This is a genomic window from Citrobacter gillenii (assembly GCF_013337685.1).
Taxonomy (GTDB): Bacteria; Pseudomonadota; Gammaproteobacteria; order Enterobacterales; family Enterobacteriaceae; genus Citrobacter; species Citrobacter gillenii.
This window is the reverse complement of record NZ_SUQN01000007.1, coordinates 62,927-84,025: the sequence shown is the minus strand read 5'-3', so window position 1 is coordinate 84,025 and position 21,099 is coordinate 62,927. Positions and strand designations below refer to the sequence as shown.

The window sequence follows — 21,099 nt, the reverse complement described above, 5'->3', positions numbered from 1 at the left end:
TGATAGCAAACTGTAGGCCGGATAAGCGTTAGCGCCATCCGGCAAAATTCCAGGGAACAATAATGAAACAAACACAACGACATGACGCGATCATTGAACTGGTAAAAAAACAGGGATACGTCAGCACTGAGGAGTTGGTGGAGCATTTCTCCGTCAGCCCACAAACGATTCGCCGGGACCTTAACGACCTGGCCGATCAGAACATGATTTTGCGCCACCACGGCGGCGCGGCGTTGCCATCCAGCTCGGTGAATACCCCCTGGCATGATCGTAAGGCCACGCAGACGGCAGAAAAAGAGCGCATTGCCCGTAAGGTCGCCACGCAGATCCCGAACGGCTCCACGCTGTTTATTGACATTGGTACCACGCCGGAAGCCGTCGCTCACGCGCTGCTGAACCATAGCAACTTGCGTATTGTGACCAACAACCTCAACGTGGCCAATACGCTGATGGTGAAAGAGGATTTCCGCATTATTCTGGCCGGGGGCGAACTGCGTAGCCGCGATGGCGGCATTATGGGCGAAGCCACCCTCGACTTTATTTCACAATTTCGTCTGGATTTCGGTATTTTGGGGATCAGCGGTATCGACAGCGATGGTTCATTGCTGGAATTTGATTACCACGAAGTCCGCACCAAACGCGCCATTATTGAGAATTCACGGCATGTAATGCTGGTGGTGGATCATTCGAAGTTTGGTCGAAATGCAATGGTGAATATGGGCAGCATCAGCATGGTGGACGCCGTGTATACCGACACCCTGCCGCCTGCGGGCGTGATGCAGGTGATTGCCGACCACCATATTCAGCTGGAGTTGTGCTAAGCCAGCGACAGGCCCGGTAAGCGTTAACGCCTCCGGGCTAATTACACCCCGTACCCCATCATCTTCAACAGTTTTTGCGCATGCTGTACCGCGTCCTGGCGGTGAGCCACGCCGAGTTTTTGGTACAAATTGCGGATGTGCGTTTTGATGGTCGTCGCGGCAACGGCCAGCTCACCGGCGATTTGCTCGTTGCTGTAGCCGGAATAAATCAGTCCTAACACCTGCCATTCGCGCTGGGTCAGCGGACTGGTGCGGATAAGCTCCGGGACTTCGGGATGGGTCAGCAGACGCTCCACGAACCCTTCATCAAAGTGGGCGAATTTGTGGCGGTGATGTTGGTTTATCTCACGCAGAATGCGCTGGGCGCGATGCTGATCGAGTTCCGGTAACGTATTAAGCTGGATTAGCTGGCGTAACTGCTGCGCCATCGCTTCGCCTTCAATCACAAAATGGCTGATAAACCCGGTACGATTCGCCAACTGCAGTGCATCAAGTAACACGCGCTGTGCATCATTTTTGCGTCCAGCCTGCCAGTACAGCTGATTCAGCAACAACAGGTTGCGGTTGAGATCGCTCATCAGGCGCAGGTTGCGCGCATTTTCATTGAGTTCTTCCAGCACAATTTCTGCCGGTTCAAATTCACCGAGCAGGATCTGCGCGCGGGCTATGTTACGCCACTGACTTTGCAGGAAGTGGTTGTTGGCAAACTCCGGTTTTGGCGTATGACGCAGCCAGTTGGCGGCCGAATTTTTGTCACCGACCATTTGCCAGTAAATCACGCGGACCTTATCGGCATTGGAGATCCAGTCGCTGTGATAATGTCCGTTGCCCAGCAGGTTTTCCAGACGGTTGAGCAAGCTGCGGGCATTGTCCAGATCGCCTCGCGCCAGCGAACACTGTACCAGCAGTGCCAGACACTGTAGCTGCTGCTGCGGCTGAAAGGTGGAAAGCAGTTCAATGCCGCTGCGGGCAGACGCTTCGGATTCGTCCAGCCGCGCCCAGGCCCACAGGAGCTGCGCGCGGATGCGTACCAGGAATTCATGCATAGGCAGCTGTTCCAGATGTTGCTCTTTCACCAGTTGGAAGGCTTTTTCCTGGGTTTCCCAGGCGGCTTGCAAAAAGCCCTGGGCGAATAAAATTTCGCTTTGTTGGATCAAACTCCACAACGCGTAATGCCAGACGTCATGATGACGCGCCATTTGCTCTGTTTGCTGCATTAATGACAGCGAGCGCGTCAGGTCGCCCTTACAGTGCAGGACTTCGCCGTGCACCGAGGTGGCGACGATACGGCTGTAGAACCAGGCGATCGGTAACTCATCCAGCGCCAGTTTTGCCAGACGCTCAGCTTCGTCAGGATTACCGTCGTTAATCGCTACCTGAGCACGCAGTGCATTAAATTCGGCATGCAGCGTTGGCTCCATATCACCTTTCATTTCCTGCTCAGCGCGCGCCAGAAGGGTGTTCACTTCACTGTAGCGGTGCTGGCTCTGCATCAGCCAGGCCTGTAGCAGCACCAGACGTGGATTTTCCAGCAGGCTTTCCCACGGCAGCGCTTTTAATGACTCTTCCAGCAGCGCCAGCTCGCTGTGGTTAAACAACCCCCACGCATGATTGAGCAGGATATCGCGCAGCATATGGGCGTCGCCTGCCGCCAGCGCATGGTGAATGGCTTCGCTGGGGAAACCTTGCTCCATCCAGCTTTCTGCAGCGGCGCGATGGATCTCGGGGAGTTCGGCCGCCAGTTCCCACTGACAGCGCTGGCGTAAGAAGTTACCAAACAGCGGGTGATAGCTAAACCATTCGCCGATGTCGTCCATCCGCTGCAGGAATAGTCCCTGACGCTCAATCTCTTCCAGTCGCATTTGGCCGTTCTCTTCCCCGGTCACCCGCACAATCAGCGCATCGTTCATGGAGCGTAATATGGCGCTTTTCAACAGGAAGTGGCGGGTACTGAGATCCACGCTGTCCAGCACTTCATCGACCAGATAATCTGATAAATGGCTGGCATTGATCCCGGCCAGGCGTCGTGCCGACTGGTGCGCGGAATGATTGTTCTGGCGTGCGGAAAGGGCGATCAGCTGTAATGCGGTAGCCCACCCGGCGACGTCATCGCACATGCGGCTGCTTTCCGCCGCTTCAATGGGGGAGGATAAACGTCGATCGAAGAACTGTTTCGCTTCCTGATGGTTGAAGGCCAGCTGTTGGCTGCCGATTTCCAATAGCTGATCGCGCACCCGCAGGTTGGCAATACCCAGCTGCGGTAGGTTACGTGACAGCACCACCAGCGTGAGATTCTCAGGTTGGTGGCGCAGGAAAAAACGCATGGCTTCGTGGATGGCCGGATTAGAGATTAAGTGATAATCATCCACCACCAGGTACAGCGGACGATGCCATTCTGCCAGTTCAATGAAGAGCTGAGCAAACAGTGAGGTCAGGCTGGCGTACTGGCGTTTTTGTACCATGGCTTCACTGGTCGTACAGTGTCCACCGGTCGCCTGTTGAATAGCGGCAATCAAATAGCTGGCAAAGCGTTCCTGCTGGTTATCACCCTCATCCAGTGAGAACCAGCCCAGTTCATTTTTCCCCGCCGCCCACTGTGAAACCAGCGTCGTTTTTCCATAACCAGCAGGACTTGTTACCAGGGCGAGCCTGAAATTGTTCGCGCCGGAAAGTTTAGCCAACAGGCGCTCACGAACCACCGTATGGTCGAGACGAACCGGACGACTTAATTTAGACGGAATCAACATATGTTAGTCACTTCACTGTGTGAAAATGGGGAAAATGATTTTTTTTGCGCTTCGTAATTAATAGCTATAAGGTCGGCCAGAAAGTCATTTTATGCAAGCTAAGCGGGTTTTTTGTGTGTCTGAATTTGCACTATGTCACAATTCTATACATCTATTGCAATAATTGCTCTTAGGGGCCACAAAGGCCGTGGCGACTGGGTTTGGCGTTATTCTGATGGTCGCGAAAATACCCACTCGTTTTTTATGACTCGTGTATTGTCCGGAGTGTTGTCATGGGTATTCGCGATCGACTTAAAACTTTCGTGTGAAATATCTTAATCACTATATGTATTTCAGGTTAGAAACTGTTTCTCTGTTTACATATTTTTTCTCAACCGTATCCCGCTATTTGATATTGTCTGCTGAGTCCCGTTTGGTTAATGCGAAAAACCTGTCGCATTGGCAGGTATTTTATGTGGGTATTCTGCGTAACGACGGGCAATACCCTCTCCTTTAAGTGGCGGCGATCACATTTTTATGCTCATCCCCGCACCTCCTCCCTCCCTAATCCTCACCAGGATGAGGAAGGTCAACATTGAGCCTGGCAAACTAGCGATAACGTTGTTTATTACCTAAGGATCTGGAACCCCTATGTCACAGCCAACCTTCAACAAAGATCTCTTTCAAGCGGCCCTGACTCGTCAGTGGCAGCGCTTTGGTTTACTGTCGGCTCACGAAATGACGTCACGTCAGTGGTGGCAGGCCGTGAGTGGGGCGTTGGCTGAATTGCTCAGCGCCCAGCCTGCGGTGAAACCCGCTAAAAACCAGCGCCATGTTAACTACATTTCGATGGAGTTTTTGATCGGTCGCCTGACGGGCAACAACCTGCTAAACCTGGGCTGGTATCAGGGAGTGAGCGATGAGCTGAAAGCGCACGACATCAATCTGACCGACCTGCTGGAAGAAGAAACCGACCCGGCGCTGGGTAACGGTGGGCTGGGACGCCTGGCGGCCTGCTTCCTCGACTCAATGGCAACGGTGGGGCAATCCGCGACGGGCTACGGCCTGAATTACCAGTACGGCCTGTTCCGTCAGTCGTTTGCTGATGGCCAACAGATGGAAGCGCCGGACGACTGGCATCGCGGAAGCTATCCGTGGTTCCGTCATAACGAGGCGCTGGATGTGCAGGTCGGTATTGGCGGCAAAGTCAGCAAAGAAGGTCACTGGACGCCCGGGTTTATCATCACCGGCCAGGCCTGGGATCTGCCGGTGCTCGGTTATCGTAACGGCGTGGCGCAACCGCTGCGTCTGTGGCAGGCCAGCCACGCGCATCCGTTTAACCTGACCAAATTCAACGACGGCGATTTCCTGCGTGCAGAGCAGCAAGGTATCGACGCTGAAAAACTGACTAAAGTGCTCTACCCGAACGATAACCACACGGCGGGCAAGAAGCTGCGCCTGATGCAGCAGTACTTCCAGTGTGCTTGTTCGGTAGCCGATATTCTGCGCCGCCATCACCTGGCAGGGCGTAAGCTGCATCAACTGGCTGATTTCGAAGTCATTCAGCTGAACGACACCCACCCGACCATCGCTATTCCTGAGCTGCTGCGCGTGCTGATTGACGAGCATCAGATGAGCTGGGAAGACGCGTGGGCGATTACCAGCAAAACGTTCGCGTATACCAACCATACGCTGATGCCGGAAGCGCTGGAGTGCTGGGATGAGAAACTGATAAAAGCGCTGCTGCCGCGCCATATGCAAATCATCAAAGAGATTAACGACCGCTTTAAGACGTTGGTGGATAAAACCTGGCCTGGCGACGATGCGGTGTGGGCGAAGCTGGCAGTCGTGCACAACAAGCAGGTACGCATGGCGAACCTGTGCGTGGTTAGCGGCTTTGCTGTTAACGGCGTAGCGGCGCTGCACTCTGATCTGGTCGTGAAAGACTTGTTCCCGGAATATCACCAGCTGTGGCCGAACAAATTCCATAACGTGACTAACGGTATTACGCCGCGCCGCTGGATTAAACAGTGCAACCCGGCACTTGCTGCGTTGTTGGATAAATCGCTGAAGAAAGAGTGGGCCAACGATCTTGACCAGTTGATCAACCTGGAAAAATACGCCGACGATGCTAAGTTTCGTCAGCAGTATCGCGACATCAAGCTGGCGAACAAACAGCGCCTGGTGGCGTTTATTAAAGCGCGTACCGGTATTGAGATAACCACCGACGCCATCTTTGATATTCAGATCAAACGTCTGCATGAGTACAAACGCCAACACCTGAATCTGCTGCATATTCTGGCGTTGTACAAAGAAATTCGTGAGAACCCGCAGGCAGATCGCGTCCCGCGCGTATTCCTGTTTGGCGCGAAAGCGGCACCGGGTTACTACCTGGCGAAGAACATCATCTTTGCTATCAACAAAGTGGCGGAAACCATTAATAACGATCCGCACGTCGGCGACAAGTTGAAGGTGGTATTCCTGCCGGATTACTGTGTCTCAGCGGCGGAAATGCTGATCCCGGCGGCGGATATCTCTGAGCAGATCTCGACGGCGGGCAAAGAAGCGTCTGGTACCGGCAACATGAAGCTGGCGCTGAACGGAGCGTTAACGGTGGGCACGCTGGACGGGGCTAACGTCGAAATCGCCGAGAAAGTGGGTGATGAAAACATCTTTATCTTTGGCCACACCGTGGAAGATGTGAAGGCGCTGAAGGCGAAAGGCTATGACCCGGTGAAATGGCGCAAGAAAGACAAAGTGCTGGATGCGGTACTGAAAGAGCTGGAAAGCGGCAAATACAGCAACGGTGATAAACACGCCTTTGATCAGATGTTGCACAGCATCGGTAAGCAGGGCGGTGACCCGTATCTGGTGATGGCCGACTTCGCCGCCTACGTTGAAGCCCAGAAGCAGGTTGATGTGTTGTACCGTGACCAGGAGGCCTGGACCCGGGCGGCGATCCTGAATACCGCACGCTGTGGCATGTTCAGCTCGGATCGCTCCATCCGCGATTATCAGGCTCGTATCTGGCAGGCAAAACGCTAATAAGGAACCGCGATGGAAGGCAAACGTCTGGATAATGCCGCGCTGGCGGCGGGGATCAGCCCCAATTACATTAATGCCCACGGTAAACCGCAGTCTATTGGCGCCGATACCAAACGGCGTTTGCTTGACGCCATGCATCGTACTACCGCCGCCACGAAAGTGGCGGTGACTCCGGTGCCAAACGTGATGGTGTATACCGTCGGCAAAAAAATGCCGCTGGCGGTTGAAGGGAGTGGTGAATTTAGCTGGTTGCTGACCACCGAAGACGGTGTGCAGCACAAAGGGCATGTCACTGGCGGTAAATCTTTTCACCTTCCGGCGAAGTTGCCGGAGGGGTATCACACGCTCACCCTGACTCAGGACGAAGCACGCAGCCATTGCCGCATCATCGTCGCGCCAAAACGTTGCTATGAGCCGCAGGCGCTGCTGGCCGGGCAAAAGCTGTGGGGTGCCTGCGTCCAGCTTTATACCCTGCGTTCAGAGAACAATTGGGGGATTGGTGATTTTGGCGATCTGAAGGCGATGCTGCCGGAAGTGGCTAAACGCGGCGGGGCGTTTATTGGCCTCAACCCGATCCACGCGCTGTATCCGGCGAACCCGGAGAGCGCCAGCCCGTATAGCCCGTCTTCGCGCCGTTGGCTGAACGTGATCTACATTGATGTGAATGCGGTAGAGGACTTCCGTCTGAGCAAAGCGGCGCAGAGCTGGTGGCAGAAGCCAGCCACGCAGCAAGCTCTGCAACAGGCCCGCGATGCCGAGTGGGTGGATTACACCACAGTGACCACGCTGAAGATGACCGCGCTACGTCTGGCATGGAAAGGGTTCTCCGTGCGTGATGATGAGCAGATGGCGGCATTCCGTCGTTTTGTGGCTCAGGAAGGTGAAAGTCTTTACTGGCAGGCGGCGTTCGACGCGCTGCATGCATATCAGGCGAAAGAAGATGAATCGCGCTGGGGTTGGCCTGCGTGGCCGGAAGACTTCCGGACGGTGGACTCACCGGCGGTGAAACAGTTCTGCGCAGAGCACCGCGATGAAGTGGATTTCTACCTCTGGCTACAGTGGCTGGCGTATACCCAGTTTGCTGCCTGTTGGGAAACCAGTCAGGGCTTTGCAATGCCTATCGGGTTGTACCGCGATCTGGCGGTCGGCGTAGCAGAAGGTGGGGCGGAAACCTGGTGTGACCGTGAGCTGTACTGCCTGAAAGCGTCCGTTGGTGCACCGCCGGATATTCTTGGTCCGCTCGGTCAGAACTGGGGCCTGCCGCCGATGGATCCGCATATCATCACCGCGCGCGCCTACGAGCCGTTTATCGAGCTGCTGCGTGCCAATATGCAGAACTGCGGGGCGCTGCGTATTGACCATGTAATGTCGATGCTGCGTTTGTGGTGGATCCCCTACGGCGAAACCGCCGATCATGGCGCCTACGTGCATTACCCGGTCGACGACCTGCTTTCTATTCTGGCGCTGGAAAGTCAACGTCATCACTGTATGGTGATTGGTGAAGACCTGGGTACTGTACCGGTAGAAATTGTCAGCAAGCTGCGTGACAGCGGCGTGTATTCCTACAAAGTGCTCTATTTTGAGAATGACCATGAGAAGAACTTCCGCGCGCCGCAGGCGTACCCGGAACAATCAATGGCAGTCGCGGCGACGCATGACCTTCCTACGCTTAAAGGCTATTGGGACAGCGGTGATCTGACGCTCGGTAAAACGCTGGGGCTGTACCCGGATGAAGTTGTGCTGCGCGGGTTGTATCAGGACCGTGAACTGGCGAAGCAGGGCCTGTTGGATGCGCTGCACAAATACGGCTGTCTGCCAAAACGCGCCGGACACAAGGCGTCGTTGATGTCGATGACGCCGATCCTCAACCGGGGTATGCAGCGCTATATCGCCGACAGCAACAGCGCCCTACTGGGCCTGCAGCCGGAGGACTGGCTGGATATGGCGGAGCCGGTCAATATTCCGGGGACCAGCGACCAGTACAAAAATTGGCGGCGTAAGCTGACGACGACGCTTGAGGCGATGTTTGCCGATGGTGGGGTGAACAAGCTGATTAAGGATTTGGACAAACGGCGAAAAGCTGCCGCGAAGAAGAAGTAAAAAAAAGCCGGGAAAATCCCGGCTTTTTTACATCAGATAGCCATATTTAGCAGCAGGCATCCTACCAGACCGCATACCGAAATAATGGTTTCCAGCATTGACCATGACTTGATGGTCTCGCCGATGGTCAGGTTGAAGTATTCCTTGAACAGCCAGAAGCCCGGATCGTTCACGTGGGAGAAGATGACGGAGCCGGAGCCTACTGCAATAACCATCAGCTCAGGGCTCACGCCGGTCGTTGCAATCAGCGGTGCCACAATCCCACCTGCGGTGATGGCTGCCACGGTAGCAGAACCCAGTGCGATACGCAGTACAGCGGCAATTGACCATGCCATCAGCAGCGGAGAGACGTTGGTTTCATGCATCATAGAGGCGATGTATTTGTCGACGCCGCTATCCACCAGTACCTGTTTGAACGCACCGCCACCGCCGATAATCAGCAGCATCATTGCGATGATCTTGATGGAGGACACCAGCGTGTCGTTAATCTGATCCATCGAACGTCCACGGTTCAGACCAAAGGTGAACATCGCAATCAGAACGGCAATCAGCGTTGCCATAACCGGGTCACCGAGGAACTCTGCAACCGGCAGGAAGGCATGGCCTTTCGGCAGGATCATCTCCGCGATAGCACGCATCGCCATCAGCACGACCGGAACCAGAGAGGTCCAGACGCTGACGCCAAAGCCTGGCATTTCTTCTTCAGTGAAGGTTTTTGCACTGTACAGACCTTCCGGGATTGGCTTATCAATGCCCTTCAGGAAACGCGCATACACCGGACCCGCCAGAATAACGGTCGGGATCGCCAGAATCGTACCAAACAGCAGGGTTTTACCCATATCGGCGTGGAAAATGGTGGCAATTGCGGTCGGGCCCGGGTGTGGCGGCAAGAAGCCGTGGGTCACAGACAGCGCAGCGGCCATTGGCACACCGACATACAGCAGCGGGATGTTCGCGGCGGCAGCGATGGTGAATACCAGCGGCAGCATCAGCACGAAGCCCACTTCGTAGAACAGCGCAAAGCCCACGGTGAAGCCGGTTAATACCACGGCCCACTGGATGTGCTTTTTGCCGAATTTAGCAATCAGCGTGGTGGCAATACGTTGCGCACCGCCGCAGTCTGCCAGCATTTTGCCCAACATGGCGCCAAAACCCATAATCAGGGCGAGGCTACCAAGGGTTCCGCCGACGCCGGCTTTAATTGAACCGATGACTTTATCCAGTGGCATCCCTTGCATCAATCCGACAGCAAGCGCCACCAGGACGAGAGCGATGAAGCCGTTCATTTTGAAACGGATCATCAGGAGGAGTAACAAGATTACACCGATAGCAACGATGACTAATGGCATGATTTACCTGGCCTTTACTTTGTTATGGGTAACGTCAGTGTTTAGATGACAAATTCTGATTGTCCCGACCGGGAACAGAGTTATTACGGCACCAATGCTGATTGCCTTCAAAACTACGTAGTTTAGCTGGCTGTTATGAGTGTTCCAGGTGCGTGCGATAATGATACGGGTAACATGTGGTGATTGAAAATCACCTGGGCAGGCAAAATTTAAATTATGAGAGGCAGGTCAAATTATAGGGGGATTGTTGCAGAACATATGCGGATAAATGCAGGGGTGTAGGCCGGATAACGCGTTTACGCTGCCATCCGGCATCAATGCCCGATGACGACGCTGATGCGTCTTATCGGGCCTACGGATACTCTACAGGTTCGGGAGCTAGTAGTAAGAGTGCTCGCCGCGCTGGTGTTCGGTCAAATCGCGAACGCCTTTCAGCTCCGGGAATTCAGCCAGCAGCTGCTTCTCGATGCCTTCTTTCAGTGTGACATCGACCATTGAACAGCCGTTACAGCCACCACCGAATTGCAGAATTGCGTAGCCTTCGTCGGTGATTTCCATCAAGGAGACACGGCCACCGTGGCCAGCCAGCTGTGGGTTAATCTGTGACTGCAGCATGTACTCCACGCGTTCCATCAGCGGTGCGTCATCAGACACTTTACGCATTTTCGCATTAGGTGCTTTCAGGGTCAGCTGGGAGCCTAACTGGTCGGTAACAAAATCAATTTCTGCCTCTTCCAGGTACGGTGCGCTCAGTTCATCAACGTAAGCGGTCAGCAGGTCAAATTTAATGGCGGTGTCGGTTGCTTCCACGGCGTCCGGCGGGCAATAAGAAACGCCGCATTCAGCGTTAGGCGTGCCGGGATTAATCACAAATACGCGAATTTGTGTCCCTTCTTCCTGATTTGCCAACAGTTTGGCAAAGTGCGCTTGTGCAGCATCGGAAATATGGATCATAGTAATGGCCTAATAGTTGACTATTTTACTTGGTTATAATACGCCCATCATCGAGGCTCTACAAGGTTCGACACAGGCACCATACCTGGACAGTCGCCGCGCCGTTGCGTAAAAGCAGCTGCGCGATCTCCGCGACGGTACTTCCGGTAGTGACGACATCATCCACAACAACCATATGGAGTCCCTGCACCGGCAATTCAAGGCGAAACGCATTTTTCAGGTTGCGTTTGCGTAATCGGGCGCTGAGATGGTGCTGTGTGGCGGTGGAGCGAGTTCGTGTGATGGCCTGACCGTCCCAGTCGCAGCCCAGCCAGCGTGCCAGTGAGCGACACAGTAAGTCACTTTGATTAAATCCCCTGCGCCAATGGCGGCGTTGCCAGAGTGGAACGCTAATCAGCCGATCCGGCAGAGGAAGGCCACGGGTACGGCGAGCCTGCAATACCTCCAGCAACATCAAGCGCGACAGTGCGGGGGCGATGTCACTACGCCGGGAAAACTTCAGCTGGTGGATAAGCCCGCTCAGCGGCGGCACGTAGTCACTGACCGCGATCAGTCGCTGCCACGGCGGCGGCTTTTGCAGGCAGCGTCCGCAGGGAATATCGGGGTGGGCGGCGGGCAGCCCGCACTGTGGGCACAGGCAGACATGTTGACACGTCGCACGCGTGCAAACGGAACACATTCCCCAGTGCCCGAGCATTAACGGCATTCGGCATAGCCAGCACAATCCTGGTACTGTTAGCATAGGTTCATCCTTGTTGGTCAAAAGAGAACAGTAACTGATGAATGACATCTGGTGGCAGACCCGGGGTTCGGGAAATTGCCATCTTGTGCTGCTGCACGGATGGGGACTGAATGCGGAAGTCTGGCATTGCATAAGTGAGGAATTAAGCTCGCATTTTACGCTGCACCTGGTTGATTTACCGGGATTTGGGCGCAGTCAGGGTTTTGGTGCGATGCCGCTGGAAGAAATGGCGGAGTGCGTTTTGCAACAGGCTCCGGAGAAAGCCATCTGGCTGGGCTGGAGTCTGGGCGGATTGGTGGCGAGTCAGGTGGCGTTGACCCATCCTGAGCGCGCGCAGGCGCTGGTTACCGTCGCCTCTTCGCCATGCTTTAGCGCACGCGATGAGTGGCCTGGCATTAAGCCCGAAGTGCTGGCGGGCTTCCAGCAGCAGCTTAGCGAAGACTTCCAGCGGACGGTGGAGCGTTTCCTGGCACTGCAAACGATGGGGACGGAGACGGCGCGCCAGGATGCGCGAGCGCTGAAGAAAACGGTGCTGGCGTTACCGATGCCGGATGTGGCGGTGCTGAATGGTGGGCTGGAGATCCTGAAAACGGTCGATCTGCGTGAGCCGCTCTGCGCCCTGGACATGCCATTCCTGCGTTTGTACGGCTATCTCGATGGTCTGGTGCCGCGTAAAGTCGTGCCGATGCTGGATGCTCTGTGGCCGAAGAGTGAGTCGTTGATATTTGCCAAAGCGGCACATGCGCCGTTTATTTCGCATCCTGCTGAGTTCTGTGCCGCGCTGGTGGCGTTGAAGCAGCAGATCTAGCGCCGTATCCCGCTCGGGGATTGGGGGCTATTCGTAGGCCGGATAAGCGTAGCGCCATCCGGCCTATTGCAACAGGTTAGCGCAATGCCCACCACTCGCGCAGACAGGCTTTCCCTTCAGGGCAACTCTTGCAGCTTCCAGAAAGACACCCGTCGGCATCTTCCTGAATACGCACGGCTTTACCCATCTGTTCTAACTGATTCAGCATGGCGTCAATCATCGGCTGCGGGGTGTGCAGCGTATGGCTGATTTGTGTTGCCTCCATACGCCCCCGCAGAGCCAGTAAATCACGTACCTGAATAAGCGATGCCATCATTCACCGCCTAGTGGCAATCGCCGGTGGTGCTGGCACAGCAGGAACCTGGCGTCTTATTGGTCGCCAGCAGTTCGATATCTACCCGACTGCGTGCGCGGCGCAGCATTCCCAGCAGCACGATGTTAAACAGAATGACGGTTAAAATGCACACCAGACTGTAGGTCGGATGCTCTTTGTAGCTGACCGTCTGGTAAAACAGCGTCGACAGAGAGTAGGCGATGTTCAGTCCCCACAGAATGGAGAAGCCCATCCAGCCACGGCTGGATTCACGAGCAATAGCGCCCATTACCGAAATGCACGGGACATACAGCAGCACGAAAATCAGGTAACTGTACGCGGCGGCGGCGCTGCCGAACTTCGCACCCATCACGCCCATTGCGCCGGTTGCCATCTCACCGTCGCCTTTGCTGGCTTCGATAGGGTTAGCCAGCACGCTCAGGCTGAAGGTATCTTTCAGACTTTGCCAGGTTTCACCCAGCGCACCTGCTAACTCGTCACCGAGGTTGAACTCGGCTGGGTTGAACTCTTCTTCCTGAATATTTTCTGCGGTATAGAGCGTATTCAGCGTACCGACAACCACTTCTTTTGCCATGGCTCCGGTGAACAGACCCACGGTGGCCTGCCAGTTATCTTCGTGTACGCCAATCGGTTTGAAGATAGGGGTGATTACGCGACTGACGGACGCCAGCGCCGAGTCGTTGATGTTATCGACGATTTTTCCGCTCAGGGAGAAACTGTTAAACGCGCTGAGGAAAATACTGACGATGATGATGACTTTACCGGCGCGCAGGACAAAGCCTTTCAGCCGCTGCCAGGTCTGAATGACCAGGCTTTTAACGTGCGGTACATGGTAAACCGGCAGCTCCATCACGAACGGTGTGGCTTCGCCACGCATAATGGTGTGCTTGAGCATCAGGCCGGTCAGTACCGCCATGACGATACCCAGTACGTACAATGAGAAGACGGCCAGCGCGCCGTTCTGGCCAAAGAACGCCGCAGCAAACACGGCGAAAATCGCCAGACGCGCACCGCAGGACATAAACGGCGCCATCATGATGGTCATCAGACGTTCACGCGGTGCATCCAGCGTGCGTGCGCCCATCACGGAAGGGACGTTACAGCCGAAGCCGACAATTAGCGGGACAAACGATTTACCCGGTAATCCCAGAGCCTGCATCAAACGATCCATCACAAACGCAGCACGCGCCATATAGCCGGAGTCTTCGAGGAATGAGAGGAACAGGTACATCATGCCGATTTGCGGCACCAGCGGTAGCACGGTGTTAATCCCGCCGCCAAGACCCTGCGCCAGGAAGATGGTTAACCAGTCCGGGAAGTGCAGGGTGTAGCCAATCCACTGAATACCATGGATAAAGAGTGCCACGGAACCGACGTCAAACAGCGGCTGCAGCGCGCCACCGATGTTAATGGCGAGCAGGAACATCAGGTACATTACGAACAGAAATACTGGCAGGCCGAGGAAGCGATTAAGTACGACCTTATCGACCGCGGTGGTGAAGCGGCTTGGCTCTGCGGTCAGGGTGTTGCTGACGGTATCGCAGATGGCGGCAATGCACTGGTAACGTGCATCAGCAATATGCAGCGCCGGATCGTCCATTGTTTCACTCAGGCGAGTCAGCGCGGCATCCAGATTTTGTGCCGCATCACCCGCGTAGGCACGGCTGTAGATATCGCCTTCCAGCATCTGCAGACCGAGCCAGCGACGTTGTTGCTGCGGCATCTCTTTGGCCATCGCGTCAGCCAGAGACTCGGCTTCACGCAGCAGCGGTTGGGCATAATGTACCAGCTCGACGGTGTCGTTTTCTTTGTAGCGATCGATAGCCAGCTTCAGTGCTTCAATCCCGCGACCACGGGTTGAGACCAGCGGCACCACCGGGCAGCCCAGACGGGCGGAAAGGGCATCGATATCAATCCGGATTTGCTGCTTCTCAGCAATGTCCAGCATGTTCAGCGCGACGATGCAGGGGATCCCCAGTTCAAGCAGTTGCAGCGTCAGGTAGAGGTTACGCTCGAGGTTTGAGGCATCAACCACGTTGATCAGCAGGTCAGCATCGCCGCTTAAGATATAGTGACAGGCAATTTGCTCATCGAGGGAGGTCTGCGATGAGATGGTCGTCAAAGAATAGGTGCCGGGTAAATCCACCAGCGTAACCTGATGGTCAGTTGTCGAGAAATGACCTTCTTTGCGCTCAACGGTAACGCCAGCCCAGTTACCCACACGCTGACGCGCGCCGGTAAGCTGATTGAATAATGTTGTCTTGCCGGAATTAGGATTACCAATTAAACCAATGGTTAGTTTTTTCATTTTTATAGACTCACTGTATTAACAGGAAACCGCTTCCACTTCTAATAACGCCAGATCTTTTTTCCGCAACACCAGGCTGACTCGGCGTGTTTCAATATGGATAGGATCGCCTAATGGGGCGACGCGAACCACATTGAACGATGAGCCTGGCAGCATGCCGAGCGACAAGAGCTTCTGCCGGTACGCCGGGCTGATATCACGAGAGAAACCGGTAATTTTCCAAGCAGTGTCTGGAGTGAATTGCATAGGGACCTACTTATATCTCGCTAACTGGATGATTACCTCATGGGGCGAAAGGCGGCATGAGACCAGATGATTAGCCAACGAAGGAAAGAGTAAATAATCAACAAAACAATGATAATGAGAATGGTTTCTATCATCAATAGAATAAATGTGACGGAATGTTGGATTGGCGAATAATTTGAGTCAATTTTGATATGGCTCAACATTTATTCAGGTCTGACACGAATGATTCGAGGGAGAAACTATTGGAATTTATTAATGTTTAATTAAGGTTTCAGCTGTTAATAAAGAGATAAATATATTGTGACGGAAAGCGATAAATATATTAAATAGGCCGGATGGCAACGCTCGCGCGTCTTATCCGGCCTACAAGTTAATTACGACAAGTTGGCCGGCTAAGGTGTTTACACTGCCATCCGGCACACGCGTCACACTAGCGCTTTTTACCCATTGCCGCCGCCAGTGCATCCATCATCGCACTGTTACCGGCTGACTGCGCCTCACGACCACGGGGTTTTGCGGCTTTAGGCGCCGGGCGGTTAACCTGTGTGCGCTCGTTGTTGCCACCGCCGCCGCGACGGGCATTGGTTTCACCCGGCTGTTCGTCCAGACGCATGGTCAGGGCGATACGCTTACGCGGTAGATCAACCTCCAGCACTTTCACCTTCACAATGTCGCCGGCTTTTACCACGGTGTGCGGGTCTTCAACGAATTTGTTCGATAACGAGGAGATATGCACCAGACCGTCCTGATGAACGCCGATATCGACAAACGCACCAAAGTTGGTGACGTTGGTGACTGCGCCTTCCAGAATCATGCCCGGCAGCAGATCGTTCATGGTTTCTACGCCGTCAGCAAACTGTGCGGTTTTGAACTCAGGACGCGGGTCACGACCCGGTTTTTCCAGCTCTTTGATGATGTCGGTTACGGTCGGCACCCCGAAGCGCTCGTCGGTAAAGTCGGTTGCTTTCAGGTTACGCAATTCGGTGCTGTTGCCCATCAGGTCGCGCAGCGACTGCTCGGTGGCGGCCAGAATGCGTTCCACTATCGGATAGGCTTCCGGGTGAACGGTTGAGGCATCCAGCGGGTTATCGCCGTGGTTAATGCGCAGGAAGCCCGCGCACTGCTCAAAGGCTTTAGGCCCCAGACGGCTGACTTTTAGCAACTGTTGACGGTTCTGGAACTGACCGTTCTCATCACGCCAAGCAACAATGTTCTGCGCCATCATGCGGGTTAAACCGGCTACGCGAGTCAACAGCGGCACGGAGGCGGTATTCAGATCAACGCCGACGGCGTTTACGCAGTCCTCGACTACCGCATCCAATTTACGGGCAAGCTGGGTCTGGCTAACGTCGTGCTGGTACTGGCCGACACCGATCGATTTCGGGTCGATTTTCACCAGCTCGGCCAGCGGATCCTGCAGACGGCGGGCAATAGACACCGCACCGCGCAGGGAAACGTCGAGATCCGGGAACTCCAGCGCCGCCAGTTCAGAAGCAGAGTACACCGAGGCCCCGGCTTCGCTGACGATCACTTTTTGTGCGGTCACTTTCGGGAACTGTTTCTGCACGTCGAGGAAGAAGCGTTCGGTCTCACGCGATGCGGTACCGTTGCCAATCGCCACCAGCTCAACGTTGTATTTTTCGCACAGCGCGGCCACCGCAACGGCGGCTTTGGCTGCCTGTCCGGTATGGGGATAAATGGTGTCGGTCGCCACCAGCTTGCCGGTCCCGTCAACAACCGCGACCTTCACACCGGTACGCAGACCAGGATCGAGACCCATAGTGGCACGCAACCCGGCCGGAGCGGCCATCAGCAGGTCGTGCAGGTTGCGGGCAAAGACGTTAATGGCCTCATCTTCCGCACGTTCGCGCACGGTGCCCATCAGTTCGGTTTCGAGGTGCATCAGCACTTTGATGCGCCATGTCCAGCTGACAACGCCTTTACGCCAGCTGTCCGCCGGCGCGTTGTTCAGGCGCAGACCCAGATGATCGCGGATAATCTGCTCGCCGTGGCTCTCTTTTGGCGGCTCATCGAACTGCGGGTCAGCATTCAGAGAAAGCTGCAGCACGCCTTCGTTACGCCCGCGGAACATCGCCAGTGCTCGGTGAGAAGGAACGGTGGAAATAGGTTCGTGGTGATCGAAGTAGTCGCGGAATTTGGCGCCTTCGTCTTCTTTCCCGCTCACTACGATGGAAACCAGATGGGCGTTCTTCCACAGGTAATCACGGACTTTTGCCAGCAGCGCGGCGTCTTCGGCAAAACGCTCCATCAGAATGTAGCGCGCGCCGTCGAGAGCCGCTTTGGTATCCGCCACGCCGTTTTCGGCATTGAGGTATTTGGCTGCTTCGGTTTCTGGGTCGTGAGAGGGATCGTTCCACAGCAGGTCGGCCAGCGGCTCAAGACCCGCTTCAATGGCGATTTGCCCACGGGTGCGGCGTTTAGGTTTGTACGGCAGGTAGAGGTCTTCGAGTTCGGTCTTACTTAACGTGCCGTTGATCGCTTTCGCCAGATCGTCGGTCAGTTTGCCTTGCTCGCCGATAGATTTGAGGATCGCCTGACGGCGGTCTTCCAGTTCCCGCAGATATCCCAGACGGGTCTCCAGATTACGCAGCTGCGTGTCATCCAGACCGCCGGTGATTTCCTTACGATAACGTGCGATAAACGGCACGGTGTTCCCTTCATCAAGCAGGCGAACGGCAGCTTCTACCTGTTCAGCACGAGCCTGAATTTCACCTGCGATAATGCGGCAGAAAGAATCATTCATCATGGATAGCTTCGTCTTTAGGATAAAAATCAGGGGATAGTTATACGGATTGACTGGCAAAAATGCCAGCCATCAGCAGGGGCTTCGGATTGTTCCGTCTTATTTAACGTACTCAATCTCATTCACGTACCAGCTTGCTTCTCCGGCAGGGGTGTTCACTACAGCGAGATCGCCGACCTCTTTTTTGAGCAGGGCGCGCGCCATCGGTGAGTCGATAGAGATGTAATCCTTACGGCCAAAGATTTCATCGTAGCCGACAATGCGAAATTTGCGGATGTCGCCGTCATCATTTTCAATCTCAACCCATGCGCCAAAGAACACTTTTCCTTCCTGCTGAGGGGAGTAATCGACAATTTTTAGATTCTCCATGCACTTGGTCAAATAACGGACGCGTCTGTCGATCTCGCGCAGGCGCTTTTTATTATACTGGTAGTCAGCGTTTTCGCTGCGGTCACCCAGACTGGCGGCCCAGGTCACTTTCTTGGTGACTTCCGGGCGCTCTTCACGCCAGAGGTAATTCAGCTCTTGTTTGAGTTTTTCATACCCTTCACGGGTTATCAGGGGCGTTTTCATCTTATTGTTTTACCTTGATTCTGTGATGATGCGCACAATTGGTATTACGTGAGCATATCAACAGAATAAATAATGTATTACGAGAAACATTGTATACTTAAGCTGCTGTTTAATATGCTTTGTAACAATTTAGCCTGGAATTCATACCAGAATTTGCTGGTTACTCAGGTGAGCTTTCTTAAGAATACACACTTACAATTGTTGCGAACCTTTGGGAGTAATAACAATGCAAGAGAACTATAAGATTCTGGTGGTCGATGACGACATGCGCCTGCGCGCGCTACTGGAACGTTATCTGACCGAGCAGGGCTTCCAGGTTCGAAGCGTCGCAAACGCTGAGCAGATGGATCGTCTGCTGACCCGTGAATCCTTCCACCTTATGGTACTGGATTTGATGCTGCCAGGTGAAGATGGTCTGTCGATTTGCCGCCGCCTGCGTAGCCAGAGCAACCCAATGCCGATCATTATGGTGACGGCGAAGGGGGAAGAGGTTGACCGTATCGTTGGGCTGGAAATCGGCGCTGACGACTATATCCCGAAACCGTTTAATCCGCGCGAACTGTTGGCGCGTATTCGTGCCGTACTGCGTCGTCAGGCAAATGAACTGCCGGGCGCGCCGTCTCAGGAAGAAGCGGTTATCGCTTTTGGTAAGTTCAAACTGAACCTCGGCACCCGTGAGATGTTCCGTGAAGATGAACCTATGCCGCTGACCAGCGGTGAATTTGCCGTGCTGAAAGCGTTGGTCAGTCACCCGCGTGAGCCGTTGTCCCGCGATAAGCTGATGAACCTGGCCCGTGGTCGCGAGTACTCCGCGATGGAACGTTCTATTGACGTGCAGATTTCCCGTCTGCGTCGTATGGTGGAAGAAGATCCGGCACATCCACGTTATATTCAGACCGTATGGGGTCTGGGCTACGTCTTTGTCCCGGACGGTTCTAAAGCATGAGGCGAATGCGCTTCTCGCCACGAAGTTCGTTTGCTCGCACGTTATTGCTCATCGTCACCTTGCTGTTCGCCAGCCTGGTGACGACTTATCTGGTGGTGCTGAACTTCGCGATCCTGCCGAGCCTCCAGCAGTTTAATAAGGTCCTGGCTTACGAAGTCCGTATGCTGATGACCGATAAACTGCAGCTGGAGGACGGCACGCAACTGGTCGTGCCTCCCGCATTCCGCCGGGAAATTTACCGTGAGCTGGGGATTTCCCTCTATTCCAACGAAGCCGCTGAAGAAGCGGGGTTGCGTTGGGCGCAGCACTATGAATTCTTAAGTCATCAGATGGCGCAGCAGCTGGGTGGTCCGACGGAAGTTCGCGTTGAGGTCAACAAAAGCTCGCCGGTCGTGTGGCTGAAAACCTGGCTGTCTCCGAATATCTGGGTTCGCGTTCCTCTCACTGAAATTCATCAGGGCGATTTCTCGCCGCTGTTCCGCTATACGCTGGCGATCATGCTGCTGGCAATCGGTGGTGCATGGCTGTTTATTCGTATCCAGAACCGGCCGTTGGTGGATCTGGAACATGCGGCGTTACAGGTGGGTAAAGGCATTATTCCGCCGCCACTGCGCGAATATGGTGCCTCTGAGGTGCGCTCGGTGACCCGAGCCTTCAACCATATGGCGGCGGGCGTGAAGCAGCTGGCCGATGACCGAACGTTGCTGATGGCCGGGGTGAGCCACGATTTACGTACGCCGCTGACGCGTATCCGCCTGGCGACCGAGATGATGGGGGAAGAAGACGGCTACCTTGCGGAGTCCATCAATAAGGACATCGAAGAGTGTAACGCCATTATCGAACAGTTTATCGACTATCTGCGCACCGGGCAGGAGATGCCGATGGAGATGGCGGATCTGAACGCGGTGTTAGGAGAAGTCGTTGCGGCAGAAAGCGGTTATGAACGTGAGATTGATACCGCGCTGCAGCCTGGCCTCATTCAGGTGAAGATGCATCCGCTGTCGATCAAACGCGCGGTTGCCAATATGGTGGTCAATGCTGCCCGCTATGGTAATGGCTGGATTAAGGTTAGCAGTGGCACAGAGCCACATCGCGCCTGGTTCCAGGTCGAGGATGATGGTCCGGGCATCAAGCCGGAGCAGCGTAAGCATCTGTTCCAGCCGTTTGTACGCGGCGACAGTGCCCGTAGTACCAGCGGTACCGGTCTGGGCCTGGCGATCGTGCAGCGCATCATCGATAACCATAACGGCATGCTGGAAATCGGCACCAGCGAACGCGGTGGGCTGTCGATTCGCGCCTGGCTTCCTGTTCCTGTCTCCCGTGTGCCGGGAACAACCAAAGACGCATAAAAAAGGGAGGCGAAGGCCTCCCTCTGTTTATGGG

15 protein-coding genes are annotated in these 21,099 nt (G+C 54.8%); 6 read left to right on the top strand and 9 right to left on the bottom strand.

Features of this window, described 5'->3' with window-relative positions:
- Positions 1–62 precede the first annotated feature (62 nt).
- Positions 63–821 carry a DeoR/GlpR family transcriptional regulator gene (locus FCH32_RS17155; protein ID WP_096759257.1) on the top strand — a complete coding sequence of 253 codons (759 nt, stop codon included), beginning with the start codon at positions 63–65 and terminating at the stop codon, positions 819–821.
- Between the two features lie 41 nt (positions 822–862).
- Here the strand turns inward: FCH32_RS17155 and malT are convergent, their stop codons facing one another.
- Complete coding sequence (gene malT / locus FCH32_RS17150; protein WP_174361250.1) at positions 863–3,568, bottom strand: HTH-type transcriptional regulator MalT; 2,706 nt, start codon at positions 3,566–3,568, stop codon at positions 863–865.
- 630 nt (positions 3,569–4,198) lie between these two features.
- Here malT and malP point away from each other — a divergent pair.
- Entirely contained in the window at positions 4,199–6,592 is a 2,394-nt protein-coding gene (gene malP / locus FCH32_RS17145) for a maltodextrin phosphorylase (protein WP_174361249.1), read from the top strand.
- A gap of 12 nt (positions 6,593–6,604) precedes the next feature.
- Positions 6,605–8,692, top strand: a complete 2,088-nt coding sequence (malQ, locus tag FCH32_RS17140) for a 4-alpha-glucanotransferase (protein ID WP_096759260.1) — start codon at positions 6,605–6,607, stop codon at positions 8,690–8,692.
- 32 nt (positions 8,693–8,724) lie between these two features.
- Here malQ and gntT read toward each other — a convergent pair whose 3' ends face one another.
- The 3 genes from gntT to gntX all read right to left on the bottom strand — a co-directional run bounded on the left by gntT (position 8,725) and on the right by gntX (position 11,737).
- On the bottom strand, positions 8,725–10,041 hold the full coding sequence (gntT, locus tag FCH32_RS17135) for a gluconate transporter (RefSeq protein WP_045448464.1): 1,317 nt from the start codon (positions 10,039–10,041) through the stop codon (positions 8,725–8,727).
- 378 nt (positions 10,042–10,419) lie between these two features.
- Positions 10,420–10,995, bottom strand: a complete 576-nt coding sequence (gene nfuA / locus FCH32_RS17130; protein ID WP_096759262.1) for a Fe-S biogenesis protein NfuA — start codon at positions 10,993–10,995, stop codon at positions 10,420–10,422.
- Positions 10,996–11,053: 58 nt separating this feature from the next.
- A complete protein-coding gene (gntX, locus tag FCH32_RS17125; RefSeq protein WP_174361248.1) occupies positions 11,054–11,737 on the bottom strand; it encodes a DNA utilization protein GntX in 684 nt (227 codons plus the stop codon).
- 37 nt (positions 11,738–11,774) lie between these two features.
- On the opposite strand from gntX, the gene bioH reads away from it, so the two are divergent.
- On the top strand, positions 11,775–12,545 hold the full coding sequence (gene bioH, locus FCH32_RS17120) for a pimeloyl-ACP methyl ester esterase BioH (protein WP_135911285.1): 771 nt from the start codon (positions 11,775–11,777) through the stop codon (positions 12,543–12,545).
- 76 nt (positions 12,546–12,621) lie between these two features.
- Here the strand turns inward: bioH and feoC are convergent, their stop codons facing one another.
- The 5 genes from feoC to greB all read right to left on the bottom strand — a co-directional run bounded on the left by feoC (position 12,622) and on the right by greB (position 18,770).
- Positions 12,622–12,858, bottom strand: a complete 237-nt coding sequence (gene feoC, locus FCH32_RS17115; RefSeq protein ID WP_096759504.1) for a [Fe-S]-dependent transcriptional repressor FeoC — start codon at positions 12,856–12,858, stop codon at positions 12,622–12,624.
- A gap of 10 nt (positions 12,859–12,868) precedes the next feature.
- A complete protein-coding gene (feoB, locus tag FCH32_RS17110) occupies positions 12,869–15,187 on the bottom strand; it encodes a Fe(2+) transporter permease subunit FeoB (protein WP_115257295.1) in 2,319 nt (772 codons plus the stop codon).
- Between the two features lie 18 nt (positions 15,188–15,205).
- A complete protein-coding gene (gene feoA, locus FCH32_RS17105; protein WP_115257296.1) occupies positions 15,206–15,433 on the bottom strand; it encodes a ferrous iron transporter A in 228 nt (75 codons plus the stop codon).
- A 430-nt stretch (positions 15,434–15,863) separates the two neighbouring features.
- Complete coding sequence (locus tag FCH32_RS17100; RefSeq protein ID WP_174361247.1) at positions 15,864–18,200, bottom strand: Tex family protein; 2,337 nt, start codon at positions 18,198–18,200, stop codon at positions 15,864–15,866.
- A 96-nt stretch (positions 18,201–18,296) separates the two neighbouring features.
- Positions 18,297–18,770, bottom strand: coding sequence for a transcription elongation factor GreB (greB, locus tag FCH32_RS17095; RefSeq protein WP_005121627.1), 474 nt, complete (start codon positions 18,768–18,770; stop codon positions 18,297–18,299).
- Between the two features lie 226 nt (positions 18,771–18,996).
- Here greB and ompR point away from each other — a divergent pair, with 226 nt between their 5' ends.
- Together ompR and envZ are read left to right on the top strand one after the other, a co-directional pair.
- Positions 18,997–19,716, top strand: coding sequence for an osmolarity response regulator transcription factor OmpR (gene ompR / locus FCH32_RS17090; protein ID WP_001157751.1), 720 nt, complete (start codon positions 18,997–18,999; stop codon positions 19,714–19,716).
- Positions 19,713–21,065 (top strand): two-component system sensor histidine kinase EnvZ, encoded by a 1,353-nt coding sequence (envZ, locus tag FCH32_RS17085; protein ID WP_096759268.1) that lies wholly within the window; start codon positions 19,713–19,715, stop codon positions 21,063–21,065. Before ompR ends, envZ begins: the two co-directional genes overlap by 4 nt.
- The last annotated feature ends 34 nt before the right edge of the window (positions 21,066–21,099 follow it).